The following is a 13,411-nucleotide window of genomic DNA, read 5'->3' on the forward strand; positions in this document are numbered from 1 at the left end:
GGCTTCCTCCGTCATTCGAGCCGCTGGATGAGCCTCCGTACGATCGTCGCAGACTCGTCGGCCGATGCGGCGAGGGTCCACAGTTTTTCGAACTTCGCTTCGTACACTGCGACTTCAGATGGTTCATGCAGGTAGGTCGCGGTTGTCGCACCTTCGAGGTAAACGCGGGACGTGGCGAGCGCCGACAGGTGCAGTGTCGTGAAACCGACACCGATCATCTGGTAGAGGCCCCGCTCGAACGGGAGAATCCGTACCTCGGCGGTCGGTCGTGGCCGGATCAGGTTCTCCAACTGTCCGTGTGCTTCGTGGACCTCGGGCGGGAGCCTGTGCAGGGCGGCTTCACCGAGGACCACCCGGACCCGAGGCGGGTTCGGGCGATCCAGCAGTTCGCCGCGGGACAGGCGTTCGGCGACCCGCTCGTCCAGGTGGTCGGCATCGCCCAGCCCGAGCAGCGCTCGGGCGTAGCCCTCGGTCTGGAGGATCGCGGGGATCAGTTCCGCGTCGTGGTAGTCGATGGCGGTCGCGGCCTGTTCCAACAGCACGTACGACTGCGCCCAGTCCGCCACGTGCGGCATTCGCGTCCGCTTGCGTGCTCCGGCGGCCAACGCGACCAGGTTGGCCCGCTCGTCCTGGTCGACCCGGCACAGGTCGGCGATGCGGTGGAGTTCGGCGGTCGCCGGGACGCGGGTGCCGGTCTCCACCTTCGACATCTTGCCCGGGTACCAACCGAGTTGGGCGTCCTCGTCGATTCTGCGCAGGCTGACGTCGGCCCGCTCGCGGTAGGTGCGAAGGCGCTGTCCGAGTTCGACGCGCAGCGGGTTCGGGACGGCCATCCAGCTTCCTCCACCTGATCGTGTCCTGCACATCCCCCAATCAGAGAATGGCTATCTGAATATCTCCAGTTATATGGTCCAGATGTACCGAAGGCTAACTGTTGCGTGAAAGCACATCAGGAGCGGACATCGTGGAAAACGTCGTGACCAGCGTCGGAATGATCGTCGATGACGAGGTGGCGGTCACCCTGCGTTCCGGGCTGGGGGCGGCCATGCTCACGATCGGGGACGAGGTGGAGATTCTGTTGACCGAAGCGCACGTCCGCTCGCTCTGCGAACAGGCTGTCACCGTTCTGGGTGATCTTCGGGCCATCGAACTGGCGGGTCAGGCCGTGGACTCCGCCGAATGCGCCGGAGCGCGGGCCGACCTGGCCGCCACGCGTGCGTTCGCGGCGGCCGAAGCCGCGACCCGGGCCGTGAACGACGACCTCGCGCGACAGACCCGTGAAGCCGCCCGGTCCGCTTCCGACGCGGCCGACCGGGTCCGGACGACGGTCGCCGGGACCCGGTCGGCCTGACGTCAGCGGCGGCGGTCGATCCGGCGGACCAGGCGGCGGCCGGCGGGGTTGAGGACCGGCTTTCCGTTCTTCACCACCACCAGGAACTTGAAGAGCATTCCGTTGCCCTCAAGGCGTTTGAACAACGCCTCCGCCGTCGGCCGGCCCTCCGGGTCGAACTCGGCCAACTGGCGTTCGATCGCCCGCCTCGTCCGCAGCGGCACCCACCACGTCGTGACGAGCAGTAGCACCAGACCGAACGCCAACGCGGTGCCCAGCACCGCCTCCCAGCCCTCGAAACGCAGGTCCGACACCTGGATCACGCCCGCGACGGCCAAGAACCCCGCGCCGTACACGGCCGACCAACCGGCCGTCGCCGACGCGGGCGGCTGGGCGTCCTCCGTCCGCCACGTGTCCCCGAGGCGCCGCCACCGCCGCAGCGAACTGCCCAACCAGTACGCGGCCACCCCGCCGAACACGGTCGACCCCAGCCACGCGACGCCCACCCACAGCGGGGCCAGGTCGTACCACCGCCACCGGATCACCGCCCACACCCCGGCGCCGACCAGCACCACGATCGCCGCCCGTACCAACGTCCGGGGTTCGACCCGGATCCGCCGCAGCACGGCCAACGGCGTGCCCACCGGCGCGGGCAGGCTGCCGATCAGCAGCAACGCCAGCACCACCAGCACCACCCCGCCGACCGCGACCGCACCCGTCGACCCGTCCCCGGACCCGATGTGCTCCCGCGCACCGTCGACCGCGACCACCGCCAGCGGCAGCACCGGCGCGAGCAACACCAAGCCGTGCAACAACGTCCCGGTCCGCAACGCCGCGTACCCGAACGCCGCCAGCACCGTGCCGCCGCCCAGCGCCGCCGCCGGTCCCACGGCCCACGCGGGCAACAGGTCGAACAACGCCAGCACCAGCAGCGCGCCGCCCAACGCGAACCCGAGCAACCCCAGGAACTGCGCCAGCCGCCCGCCCCGCGTCAACCCGGTGATCGTCCAGTACGGCAGCAACGCCGCCCCGCGCAACGCCCGCGTCAACGGCTTCGCCGGGCCGAACCCCGAGTTCTCCCCGTCCACCACGGTGATCGCGACGGCGGCGGCCGTGGCGGCGGTCCGGATCACCTGGTCGCTCCCGGCCTCCTGCACCAGCGGCTCGCGCCCGATCCCGGCCCGGTCGAACGCCTCCAGCGCCTCCAGCCCCACGGTCACCCGGTCGGCCTGGGTGCGCACCGGGAACTTCGCCAGCAACCGGTCGTGCTCCTCCAGGAACAGCTCGCCGCGCGAACGCCGGTCGGCGCCCTCGATCCGGTCGGCCAGGATCGCCGCGCGCAACCCCGGCAGCTCCTCGCAGATGATGTGCACGTGCAACGCCCACGCCGCCAGTTCGGCCAGGGCCGGGCACGTCGGCGGGTGGTCGTCGTCCGGGTTCGCGTACACGGCCGTCAGCTCGGCGACCGCCTTGTCCACGGCCGGCACCAACCGGTCGGGCACCTCGCCGAACAACTTCGCCACCAGGTCCGCCACGGTCGACGCGGCCCGCTTCGCCGGGTCGGGTTCCCGCTCGTGCGCACCGCTGAGCTTGTCGATCCGCACCAGCCGACGCGGGTCGAAGATCACCTTGCTGAGCATGGTCGCGCCGTCGAGCCGACCCCAGATCCAGTCGTTGACCCGCCACGACCGCTTCAGGAACCCGGAGAACCGGCCCAGTGACGCACCGCCGGCCTTGTCGTCCGGCGTGATGCTGTAGTCCGCGAAAGCGTTGCGCGTGCGCAGACTGATCTGCACCAGCTCGACCGCCTGGTCCATGCCGTCGCGCTCGTCGTCGGCCAGGCATGTGGCCGCGATCTCCAACGCGATCACCCGCGACAGCCGGACGTCCTCGGCCGACAGCCCGGCCTCGGCCTCGGTGGGCGGTTCCGCCAGGAGCTTGCACCACGACCGCAGCCCGCCCATGTCCAGCCGCGTGTCGTCCAACAGCGGCAGGATCTCGTGCGCCACGCCGAACACCGCGACGATCCGCTCGACCAGCGTCCGCACCCGGTCGCCGGGGGAGTCCGCGCCGAGCATGGTGGCCGCGTAGCCGTCGATCCGCCGCGTCCAGTAGTCCCGGTCCAGGTTCTCCGCGACGCCGGGCTGCCAGTGCGCGTCCACGTCACGCCGCGCCTCGCGCAGCTCGGTCCGGATCGCGTAAAGCTCGGTGCGGGCACCCGCGATGCTCGGGCACGCCTTGGCGAACGGCTCCTCCCGCGTGTCCGGCACGACCCACACCATGCGCTTGAGCAGGTCCATCGCGGCGGCGGTCAGGCGTTCGGCCATCGAGATGCCCCACGGCCACCCGGATCCCGGCGCGGCGAACGGCAGCGATTCCTTCGGCACGTACGGCAGCGAACCGCGCTTCTTCCGGTATGCCCGCTGCGCCGCCTCGGCCGCCGCGCGCACCCGTTCGAACGTCCACCCGGCCTTGTTCGACCCGACCACGGCCAACTGTCGCGTGGTCAGGTCGCGGGCGGCGTGCCGCATGCGCACGTCCTCGAAGTGGTCGTGCAGCGTGTCGGTCAGCGCGTAGAGCTTGTCGGTCACCGACCCGTCGCCCGCGAGCCGGTCCAGCAGCGCGTTGCGCCCGCCGCGACGCGACGCGGCCCGCCGGTTGTGCTCCTCGATCCGCTCCACGTAGGTCCGGTTGCCCTGGCTGGTCAACGCCCCCAGCAGCCGCCCGCCGGTGCCCAGGGTGCTGGGCACGCCGTCGGCCACCACGTCGGTGGACGTGTCGGGCGCGTGCGGGAACACCAGCAGCATCACCCGGCGCACCGGTCCTTCGGCGGGCATCCGGTCGATGGCCTCCAACGCCTCGCGCGTGGGCGTGTTGACCAGCACGCCGCCGTCGACCACGAACCGCGACAGGTCCGACTCGCCGTCCGCCCACGACGCCACGGCCGCCATGTCCGGTCGTCCGTCCACGGAGGCGCCGACCGGCACGTACGACGGCTCGAACGCGAACGGGAACGACGCCGACGACCGGGCCGCCAACGCCATGCGCTCCACCAGGTCCGGCACGGCACCGGGGCGGAAGTCGTCGCGGCCGGCCGGGTCGCGGCGGAACGAGAAGCTGCCCTGGTGGCTGGACTGGACGAGTTCCTGGCCCAGGTCGTCGTAGGTCACCGTGGGCACGCCCGCGAGCAGCGTCGTGGTGATCCGCAGGTCGACGGGCCGGTCCGCGGCCGGTGTCGGCGAGTAGTCGGCGGCCAGCCGTTCGAGTGCCTCCCGCAGGCGCGGCAGGAAGAACTCGTCACCTTTGAGCAACGACACGGGTGCGCCCCGGAACGGCGTGCGCAGCAGCTGTTCCATGCGGCCCTGCTCGGCCCACAGGTCGCGCAGCCGTTCCAGCTTGGCGTTCGCGTTGACCTGGGACAGGGCCAGGGCGGCACCGTTGATGCCGCCCGCGGACGTCCCGCTGATCACGTCGGCCCGCGCCGTGCTCCCGACCAGGTCGAGCAGGTCGCCGTACCCGTCGAGCGACCGGGTCAGCCGGTCCAGTTCCAGTACCACTCCGCCCATCCACACGGCGAGGCTGACCCCGCCGTTGAGGACGACGGCGAAGCGGATCTGTTCACGCGGCATGTTCGTCATCCGCGTTCCCCTCCCTGTGGCAGCGGAACGGATCATTCCCGCAACGGTGTCTCGTCGAACGGGGAACTCGGGTTACTGCGCCGTTCGGGTTTCCGCCGATCGGGCTACGCGGCACCCGGCAGCGGATCTCGGCGGATCAAGGGCATGACCTGCTTTCGGGCCACGAACAGGCACACCGCGAACGCCACCAGCGCGCCCGTCACCGCCTGCGGCACGGTGTAGGCACGGCCGTCGAACGCGGACCCGGTCGGCGGCAGGATCACCGCGATCACCGCGCTCACGGTCGTGGCGAAGATCCGGAACCGCTTGGCCAGCACGCCCGTGGCCAGCGGCAACGCCGCCCACAGCACGTACCACGGCTGCAACACGGGTCCGAGCACGAGCACCGCGCCCAACCCCGCGCCCAGCCCGTTGACCGCCTTGATCCGCCCCCGGAACGCGTTCCACAGCAGCCACGCGCCCAGCACCACGGACACGGCCTGGGTGAGCACGCGCATCAGCGTGATCATCGCGTCGGTGTGGTTGCCCAGCTTGAACACCAGGCCCAGGCCGCCGCCGAGGAAGCCCATCGCGGTCGGCGGCGACATCCAGCTCTTCACCGTGCCCGCCACGTTCAGCGTCTCGATCCAGCCGAAGCCCAGGCCCGTGCCCAGGCAGGTCGCGGTCATCACGACCCCGGACACCGCGGCCAGCAGCAGCGCCGATCTCAGCAGGTCGACGAACCGCCCGCCGAGGCGTCTGGCGATCATCACGCCGAGGAAGCCCAGCGCCAACGCGGCCGGGATCTTCACCGCCGCGCCCATCGTGATCAACGTCGCGCCCAGCACGATGAACCCCAGCTCGTCCAACGACAGCGGCACGTCCGTCGTCTTCGGCATGCGGCGCAACGCCACCTCGAGGCCCACCAGCATCAGGCCGATCGCCAGGCCCTCGTTGTGCACGCCCACGACCAGGTGGAACAGCACCAGCGGGTTGGCCGCGCCCAGCCACAGCGCGCTGACCGGCGGCACGCCGAACCGCACGGCCAGCCGGGGCAGCGCCCACACGATCATGACCAGGCCCAGCAGCACCAGCAGCCGGTGCAGGAACACGCCGGGCAGCACGCTGTCGCCGGTCACCATCGAGATCGCCCGGCCCGCGGCGAGGAACAGCGGCCCGTAGGGCGCCGGCGTCTCGCGCCAGATGTTCGGCACGTTCGTGGTCAACGGGTGGTCCACGCCCAACGCGGTGGCCGGGCCGAGTTCGTACGGGTCCTGGCCGTTGGCCGCGATCTGCGACTGGGCCAGGTAGCTGTAGACGTCGCGGCTGAACATCGGCAGCGAGAAGACCAGCGGCGTGATCCACATCAGCAGCGTCCGGTCGAGCTGGCTGCGCGTCATCAGCCGGGGCCGGCCGGGACGGGCGAACCGGCCCAGCCACAGCCACGCGGACACGACCAGGAACATGCCGGTCCACGTCACGCCCATGGTCGCGCTGGGCATGCGGGCGAACAGGCCCAGCACGGGCGTGCCGGGCAGCGGGCTGAACACCGGGGCGGCACCCGCGCCCAGCGAGCCCACCACGAGCAGCAACGCGCCGACCGTGCCCCACCGCCGGATGACGTCGAGCTGCCGGCGTTCGGCCGCGTCGAGCGGTTCCGCCTCGGCCAGCTCGTCCCGGTTGGTCATCGCCACTCCACCCGCCACCACGCCGGAAGGGTAGCGATCGACCGGGTGCCGTGAGACGGGTCACCCGGTGACGACCCCCGCTTTGCCCCGGCCGGGGAAATAAGCAACACTGGTGTTGTGAAAAACACCGGGACCGACTCGACCGCCGTGCCCGCCGGGCACGACGGGCGGACCCGGCACAGCGTGGCGCGGCTGTTGCTGGAGCAGGGCCCGGTGACCGCGGCGGCCGTCGCGGAACAACTCGGCCTGAGCCCCACGGCCGTCCGCCGGCACATCGACGCGCTGGTCGCCGACGGTGAGGCCACCAGTCGTGAGGCGCCGCGCCGCGGCACCCGCGGCCGGGGGCGTCCGGCCAAGCTGTTCCTGCTCACCGAGCAGGGACGGGCGCGGTTCGGGCACGCCTACGACGACCTCGCCGTGGCCGCGTTGCGGTTCCTCGCCGAACAGGGCGGGGAGGAGGCGGTACGGGCCTTCGCCGGACGACGCGTCGCCGCGTTCGTCGACCGGCACCGCGCCGCGATCGTGGCGCAGCCGGACGCCGCCGGACGGGCCAAGGCCCTGGCGTCCGCGCTGACCAGGGAGGGTTACGCTGCCTCGGCGCGCCACGTCGGCGCGGGGGAGCAGCTCTGCCAGCACCTGTGCCCGGTCGCGCACGTGGCGGCCGAGTTCCCGCAGCTGTGCGAGACCGAGACGGCGGCGTTCGCGGCCGTGCTCGGCACGCACGTGCAGCGGCTGGCGACGATCGCCCGCGGCGACGCCGTGTGCACCACGCACATCCCGAACACACCACGTACCACCCTCGGCGACGCCGAGAACCGGACCGCAGTTGGAGGCGAGCCCGCATGACTGCCGCTGCCGAGCAGCGCACCACCACGAACCCGCTGAGCCAGGAGGAGACCCTGGCGAGCATCGGGAACTACGAGTTCGGCTGGTCGGACTCGGACGTGGCAGGCGCGAGCGCACGCCGGGGACTGAACGAGGACGTCGTCCGGGGGATCTCGGCGCTGAAGAACGAGCCCGAGTGGATGCTCGACTTCCGCCTCAAGGCGTTGCGCCTGTTCGACCGCAAGCCGATGCCCACCTGGGGCTCGGACCTGTCGTCGATCGACTTCGACAACATCAAGTACTTCGTGCGCTCCACGGAGAAGCAGGCCGCCAGCTGGGAGGACCTGCCCGAGGACATCAAGAACACCTACGACCGGCTGGGCATCCCCGAGGCGGAGAAGCAGCGCCTGGTCGCCGGTGTCGCCGCGCAGTACGAGTCCGAGGTCGTCTACCACAAGATCCGCGAGGACCTCGAAGAGCAGGGCGTGATCTTCCTCGACACCGACACCGGTCTCAAGGAGCACCCCGAGCTGTTCAAGGAGTACTTCGGCTCGGTCATCCCGTCCGGGGACAACAAGTTCTCCGCGCTGAACTCGGCCGTGTGGTCGGGCGGTTCGTTCATCTACGTGCCGAAGGGCGTGCACGTGGAGATCCCGCTCCAGGCCTACTTCCGGATCAACACCGAGAACATGGGCCAGTTCGAGCGGACGCTGATCATCGTCGACGAAGACGCCTACGTGCACTACGTCGAAGGCTGCACCGCGCCGATCTACTCGTCGGACTCGCTGCACTCGGCCGTCGTGGAGATCGTCGTGAAGAAGGGCGGCCGGTGCCGCTACACGACGATCCAGAACTGGTCGAACAACGTCTACAACCTGGTCACCAAGCGCGCCAAGGCCGAGGCCGGCGCGACCATGGAGTGGATCGACGGCAACATCGGCTCCAAGGTCACCATGAAGTACCCGGCCGTGTTCCTCATGGGCGAGCACGCCAAGGGCGAGGTCCTCTCGATCGCGTTCGCGGGCGAGGGCCAGCACCAGGACGCGGGCGCGAAGATGGTCCACATGGCGCCGTACACGTCGTCGACCATCGTGTCGAAGTCGGTGGCGCGCGGCGGCGGCCGGACCTCCTACCGGGGCCTGGTCCAGGTCAACAAGCGGGCGCACCACTCGAAGTCCACGGTCAAGTGCGACGCGCTGCTGGTCGACACGATCAGCCGCTCGGACACCTACCCGTACGTCGACGTCCGCGAGGACGACGTGTCCATGGGCCACGAGGCGACCGTCTCCAAGGTCTCCGAGGACCAGCTGTTCTATCTGATGTCGCGCGGCCTGGACGAGGACGAGGCCATGGCCATGATCGTGCGCGGGTTCGTCGAGCCCATCGCGCGCGAACTGCCCATGGAGTACGCGCTCGAACTGAACCGCCTGATCGAACTGCAGATGGAAGGGGCCGTCGGCTGACATGGCCGTCACCACCGAGAACCAGCACGGCCTCGCGGAGCACTCGCACGGCGCGGGTGCCCCGGTGTCCTCCCGCGCGGACCACTTCGCGTCGTTCGACGTCGAAGCGTTCGAAATCCCGGGCGGACGCGAGGAGATCTGGCGCTTCACGCCCCTGAAGCGTTTGCGCGACCTGCACGCCGGTGCCGCCGCGACCGGGCGGGCCGCCGTCGAGGTCAAGGCCGCCGAGGGTGTCGTCGTCGAGACCGTCGCCAAGGGCGACGCGCGGCTCGGCGTCGCGGGCACCCCGGGCGACCGGGTCGCCGCCCAGGCCTGGACCTCGACGACCGAGGCCACCGTCGTGACGCTGCCCGGTGACGCGAAGGTCGAGCCGACCACGGTCACGATCACCGGTCCCGGCGTCGACGGCGTCGCCTACGGCCACGTGCAGATCCACGCCAAGCGGTTCGCCGAGGGCGTCGTCGTGCTCGACCACCGCGGCTCCGGCGCGTACGCCGACAACGTGGAGTTCGTCGTCGAGGACGGCGCGCACCTGACCGTCGTCGCGATCCAGGACTGGGCCGACGACGCCGTCCACGTCTCCGCGCACCACGCGAAGCTGGGCCGCGACGCCACGTTCAAGCACACCGTCGTCAGCCTCGGCGGCGACGTCGTGCGCATCACGCCCGTGGTCACCTACGCGGGCCGCGGCGGCGACGCCGAACTGCTCGGCCTGTACTTCGCCGACGCCGGCCAGCACCTGGAGCACCGGCCGTTCATCGACCACGCGGTCGCCAACTGCCGCAGCAACGTCGTCTACAAGGGCGCGCTGCAGGGCGAGGACGCGCGCACCGTGTGGATCGGCGACGTGCTGATCCGCGCGGCGGCCGAGGGCACCGAGACGTTCGAGCTGAACCGCAACCTGGTGCTCACCGACGGCGCGCGCGCCGACTCGGTGCCCAACCTGGAGATCGAGACCGGCGAGATCGAGGGCGCGGGCCACGCGTCGGCGACCGGCCGGTTCGACGACGAGCAGCTGTTCTACCTCCAGGCCCGGGGCATCCCCCAGGAGCAGGCCCGCCGCCTGGTCGTGCGCGGCTTCTTCCACGAGCTCCTGCTCAAGATCTCCGTGCCCGAGGTGCGCGAGCGCCTGGAGGCCGCGATCGAGGCCGAGCTCGAAGCGGTGGGGGCTTGATCAGGGTGTGCCCGCTGGCCGACCTCGACGACCGCAAACCGGTCGCGTTCGAGGTCGGCGACGAGAACACCCCCGTCGTGCTCGTCCGCGACGGCGACACCGTGCACGCGCTGCGCGACCTGTGCACGCACGCCGAGGTGTCGCTGAGCGAGGGCGACGTGACCCGCAAGGGGATCGAGTGCTGGCTGCACGGGTCGTGCTTCGACCTGCGCACCGGCCGCCCGTCGTCCCCGCCCGCGACCGAGCCGGTCGACGTGTTCGCCGTAGAACTGCGCGGTGGTGACGTCCACGTGGACGTCACCACCACCACGAACTGACTTCCGCACCAGGAGAGACGAAACACCGATGGCCACTCTGGAGATCAAGGACCTGCACGTCTCGGTCACGACCGACGAGGCGTCCAAGGAGATCCTCAAGGGCGTCGACCTGACCATCAAGGCCGGCGAGACGCACGCGATCATGGGCCCCAACGGCTCCGGCAAGTCCACGCTGTCGTACGCGATCGCGGGCCACCCCAAGTACGAGATCACCTCGGGCAGCGTGCTGCTCGACGGCGAGGACGTGCTGGAGATGAGCGTCGACGAGCGCGCCCGCGCGGGCATCTTCCTCGCCATGCAGTACCCGGTCGAGGTGCCCGGCGTGTCCATGTCGAACTTCCTGCGCACCGCGGCCACGGCCGTGCGCGGCGAGGCACCGGCCCTGCGCCACTGGGTCAAGGAGGTCAAGGGCGCGATGGCCGACCTCGACATCGACCCGGCGTTCGCCGAGCGTTCGGTCAACGAGGGCTTCTCCGGCGGCGAGAAGAAGCGCCACGAGATCCTCCAGCTCGGCCTGCTCCAGCCGAAGATCGCGATCCTGGACGAGACCGACTCGGGCCTGGACGTCGACGCGCTGCGCGTCGTGTCCGAGGGCGTGAACCGGTACAAGGCCTCCGGCGAGGCGGGCGTGCTGCTGATCACGCACTACACCCGCATCCTCAAGTACATCTCGCCCGACTTCGTGCACGTGTTCGCGGGCGGTCGCGTCGTCGAGTCCGGCGGCCCGGAACTGGCCGAGCGGCTCGAGGCCGAGGGTTACGTGAAGTACACCGGCAAGCCGGAAGTCGCCGGCATCGGCTGACGTTGTCCCCAGTGTGGATTTGTTGACGAGAGGAGGCGTCGGAGAAGTGACCACCACCGCTACTCCACTGGACGTCACCGCCATCCGCGCGGACTTCCCGATCCTGGGCCGCACCGTGCGCGAGGGCAAGCGGCTGGTCTACCTCGACTCCGGCGCCACCTCGCAGCGGCCGAGGCAGGTCCTCGACGCCGAGCGCGCGTTCCTGGAGACCGCCAACGCGGCCGTGCACCGCGGCGCGCACCAGCTCGCCGAGGAGGCGACGGACGCGTACGAGGTCGCCCGGCGCAAGATCGCCGCGTTCGTCGGGGTCGACGAGGGCGAGATCGTGTTCACCAAGAACGCGACCGAGGGCGTCAACCTGGTCGCGTACGCGATGGGCAACGCCGCGACCGCCGGCCCCGAGGCGCACCGGTTCCGGATCGGGCCCGGCGACGAGATCGTCGTCACCGAGATGGAGCACCACGCGAACCTCGTGCCGTGGCAGCAGCTCGCGCAGCGGACCGGTGCGACGCTGCGCTGGTTCGGCGTCACCGACGAGGGCCGGCTCGACCTGTCCGATGTGGACGGTGTGATCACGGCGCGCACCAAGGTCGTCGCGTTCACCCAGCAGTCCAACGTGCTGGGCACCGTCAACCCGGTCGCGCCGCTGGTCGCCGCCGCGAAGGCGGTCGGCGCGCTGGTCGTGCTCGACGCGTGCCAGTCCGTGCCGCACAGCGCGGTCGACTTCCACGCGCTGGACGTCGACTTCGCGGTGTTCTCCGGGCACAAGATGCTCGGCCCCACCGGCATCGGCGTGCTGTACGGGCGTCGCGAACTGCTGGAGGCGCTGCCGCCGTTCCTCACCGGCGGGTCGATGATCGAGACGGTGCGGATGGAGGGCTCGACGTTCGCGCCCCCGCCCGCCCGCTTCGAGGCCGGTACCCCGGTGACCTCGCAGGCCGTCGCGCTCGGCGCGGCCGTGGACTACCTGTCCGCGATCGGCATGGACCGGATCGCCGAGCACGAGCACGTGCTGACCGAGGCGGCGCTGCGCGGCCTGGCCGAGATCCCCGGCGTGCGGATCGTCGGCCCGACCGAGGCGGTCGACCGGGGCGGCGCGGTGTCGTTCGTGCTGGAGGGCGTGCACGCCCACGACGCCGGCCAGGTGCTCGACAGCCTCGGCGTCGAGGTGCGCGTCGGCCACCACTGCGCGTGGCCGTTGCACCGCCGGCTGGACGCGGCGGCGACCGTGCGCGCGAGCTTCTACCTCTACAACACGCTCGACGAGGTCGCCGCGCTGCTCGACGGCGTCCGCGAGGCGCAGAAGTTCTTCGGGACGGCGTGACATGCAGCTGAACCAGATGTACCAGGAGATCATCCTGGACCACTACAAGAACCCGCACGGCCGCGGCCTGCGCGACCCGTACGACGCCGAATCGCACCAGGTCAACCCGACCTGCGGCGACGAGGTGACGCTGCGGGTCAGGCTCGACGCGGGCACGGTCGCGGACGTGTCCTACGACGGCCAGGGCTGCTCGATCAGCCAGGCGTCCACGTCCGTGCTCACCGACCTCGTCGTCGGCAAGCCCGTCGACGAGGCGTTCGTGAAGCTGGACGCGTTCGTGGAACTCATGCAGGGCCGCGGCCAGGTCGAACCGGACGAGGACGTGCTGGAGGACGGCATCGCGTTCGCCGGCGTCGCGAAGTACCCGGCGCGGGTCAAGTGCGCGCTGCTGGGCTGGATGGCATTCAAGGACGCGGTCGCGCGCAGCGAAGGAGCGAAGGCATGAGCACCGAAGAGGACGTGGTGCGCGGCGTCGAGGGCCTGCCGCCGCTGCCCGAGCCGAAGGCGGACGTCGCCGCGCTGGACGACCTCGAGGAGGCCATGCGCGACGTGGTCGACCCGGAACTGGGCATCAACGTGGTCGACCTCGGTCTCGTCTACGACATCCGCGTGGACGAGGACAACGTGGCGTTGATCGACATGACGCTGACCTCGGCGGCCTGCCCGCTGACCGACGTGATCGAGGACCAGACCCGCGCCGCGCTCGTGGGCAACTCGGGCAACGGCATCGTCAGCGACTTCCGCATCAACTGGGTGTGGATGCCGCCGTGGGGCCCGGAGAAGATCACCGACGACGGGCGCGAGCAGTTGCGCGCACTCGGCTTCACCGTCTGAGAAGCCCGTCCGACGACGAAGGCCCGGACCACGCGGT

The 13,411-nt window shown here is 70.8% G+C and carries 12 protein-coding genes; 9 read left to right on the forward strand and 3 right to left on the reverse strand.

What is annotated here, in order from left to right:
- Nucleotides 1-11: 11 nt before the first annotated feature.
- On the reverse strand, nt 12-833 hold the full coding sequence (locus F4559_RS10120) for a helix-turn-helix domain-containing protein (protein ID WP_184667858.1): 822 nt from the start codon (nt 831-833) through the stop codon (nt 12-14).
- A gap of 143 nt (nt 834-976) precedes the next feature.
- Between F4559_RS10120 and F4559_RS10125 the strand changes: the two genes are divergently transcribed.
- Nucleotides 977-1,351 carry a hypothetical protein gene (locus F4559_RS10125; RefSeq protein WP_184667860.1) on the forward strand — a complete coding sequence of 125 codons (375 nt, stop codon included), beginning with the start codon at nt 977-979 and terminating at the stop codon, nt 1,349-1,351.
- A 2-nt stretch (nt 1,352-1,353) separates the two neighbouring features.
- Here the strand turns inward: F4559_RS10125 and F4559_RS10130 are convergent, their stop codons facing one another.
- Together F4559_RS10130 and mptB are read right to left on the reverse strand one after the other, a co-directional pair.
- Nucleotides 1,354-4,968: a patatin-like protein gene (locus F4559_RS10130; RefSeq protein WP_184667862.1), complete on the reverse strand. Its 3,615-nt coding sequence runs from the start codon at nt 4,966-4,968 to the stop codon at nt 1,354-1,356.
- 104 nt (nt 4,969-5,072) lie between these two features.
- Nucleotides 5,073-6,635, reverse strand: coding sequence for a polyprenol phosphomannose-dependent alpha 1,6 mannosyltransferase MptB (gene mptB / locus F4559_RS10135; RefSeq protein WP_184667864.1), 1,563 nt, complete (start codon nt 6,633-6,635; stop codon nt 5,073-5,075).
- A 117-nt stretch (nt 6,636-6,752) separates the two neighbouring features.
- Between mptB and F4559_RS10140 the strand changes: the two genes are divergently transcribed.
- Genes F4559_RS10140 through F4559_RS10175 form a run of 8 tightly spaced genes read left to right on the forward strand, consistent with a single transcriptional unit; the run spans nt 6,753 to nt 13,374 of the window.
- Nucleotides 6,753-7,481, forward strand: a complete 729-nt coding sequence (locus tag F4559_RS10140) for a helix-turn-helix transcriptional regulator (protein WP_312865557.1) — start codon at nt 6,753-6,755, stop codon at nt 7,479-7,481.
- Complete coding sequence (sufB, locus tag F4559_RS10145) at nt 7,478-8,923, forward strand: Fe-S cluster assembly protein SufB (protein ID WP_184667867.1); 1,446 nt, start codon at nt 7,478-7,480, stop codon at nt 8,921-8,923. Before F4559_RS10140 ends, sufB begins: the two co-directional genes overlap by 4 nt.
- Before the next feature lies 1 nt (nt 8,924).
- Nucleotides 8,925-10,097: a Fe-S cluster assembly protein SufD gene (gene sufD / locus F4559_RS10150; protein WP_184667869.1), complete on the forward strand. Its 1,173-nt coding sequence runs from the start codon at nt 8,925-8,927 to the stop codon at nt 10,095-10,097.
- A 5-nt stretch (nt 10,098-10,102) separates the two neighbouring features.
- Nucleotides 10,103-10,414: a non-heme iron oxygenase ferredoxin subunit gene (locus tag F4559_RS10155; RefSeq protein WP_312865988.1), complete on the forward strand. Its 312-nt coding sequence runs from the start codon at nt 10,103-10,105 to the stop codon at nt 10,412-10,414.
- A gap of 28 nt (nt 10,415-10,442) precedes the next feature.
- Nucleotides 10,443-11,216 (forward strand): Fe-S cluster assembly ATPase SufC, encoded by a 774-nt coding sequence (gene sufC, locus F4559_RS10160; protein WP_184667873.1) that lies wholly within the window; start codon nt 10,443-10,445, stop codon nt 11,214-11,216.
- A 46-nt stretch (nt 11,217-11,262) separates the two neighbouring features.
- A complete protein-coding gene (locus tag F4559_RS10165; RefSeq protein WP_184667875.1) occupies nt 11,263-12,540 on the forward strand; it encodes a cysteine desulfurase in 1,278 nt (425 codons plus the stop codon).
- A gap of 1 nt (nt 12,541) precedes the next feature.
- Nucleotides 12,542-12,985, forward strand: a complete 444-nt coding sequence (gene sufU, locus F4559_RS10170) for a Fe-S cluster assembly sulfur transfer protein SufU (RefSeq protein WP_184667877.1) — start codon at nt 12,542-12,544, stop codon at nt 12,983-12,985.
- Nucleotides 12,982-13,374: a metal-sulfur cluster assembly factor gene (locus F4559_RS10175; RefSeq protein WP_184667879.1), complete on the forward strand. Its 393-nt coding sequence runs from the start codon at nt 12,982-12,984 to the stop codon at nt 13,372-13,374. Before sufU ends, F4559_RS10175 begins: the two co-directional genes overlap by 4 nt.
- The last annotated feature ends 37 nt before the right edge of the window (nt 13,375-13,411 follow it).

The organism is Saccharothrix violaceirubra (assembly GCF_014203755.1).
In the GTDB taxonomy this organism is placed as follows: domain Bacteria; phylum Actinomycetota; class Actinomycetes; order Mycobacteriales; family Pseudonocardiaceae; genus Actinosynnema; species Actinosynnema violaceirubrum.

Bases quoted from the DNA above. Each gene is read 5' to 3' on its own strand.
- F4559_RS10120 (WP_184667858.1), bottom strand. From the start codon at position 833: ATGGCCGTCCCGAACCCGCTGCGCGTCGAACTCGGACAGCGCCTTCGC.
- F4559_RS10130 (WP_184667862.1), bottom strand. From the start codon at position 4,968: ATGACGAACATGCCGCGTGAACAGATCCGCTTCGCCGTCGTCCTCAAC.
- mptB (WP_184667864.1), bottom strand. From the start codon at position 6,635: ATGACCAACCGGGACGAGCTGGCCGAGGCGGAACCGCTCGACGCGGCC.
- sufB (WP_184667867.1), top strand. From the start codon at position 7,478: ATGACTGCCGCTGCCGAGCAGCGCACCACCACGAACCCGCTGAGCCAG.
- sufD (WP_184667869.1), top strand. From the start codon at position 8,925: ATGGCCGTCACCACCGAGAACCAGCACGGCCTCGCGGAGCACTCGCAC.
- sufC (WP_184667873.1), top strand. From the start codon at position 10,443: ATGGCCACTCTGGAGATCAAGGACCTGCACGTCTCGGTCACGACCGAC.
- sufU (WP_184667877.1), top strand. From the start codon at position 12,542: ATGCAGCTGAACCAGATGTACCAGGAGATCATCCTGGACCACTACAAG.
- F4559_RS10175 (WP_184667879.1), top strand. From the start codon at position 12,982: ATGAGCACCGAAGAGGACGTGGTGCGCGGCGTCGAGGGCCTGCCGCCG.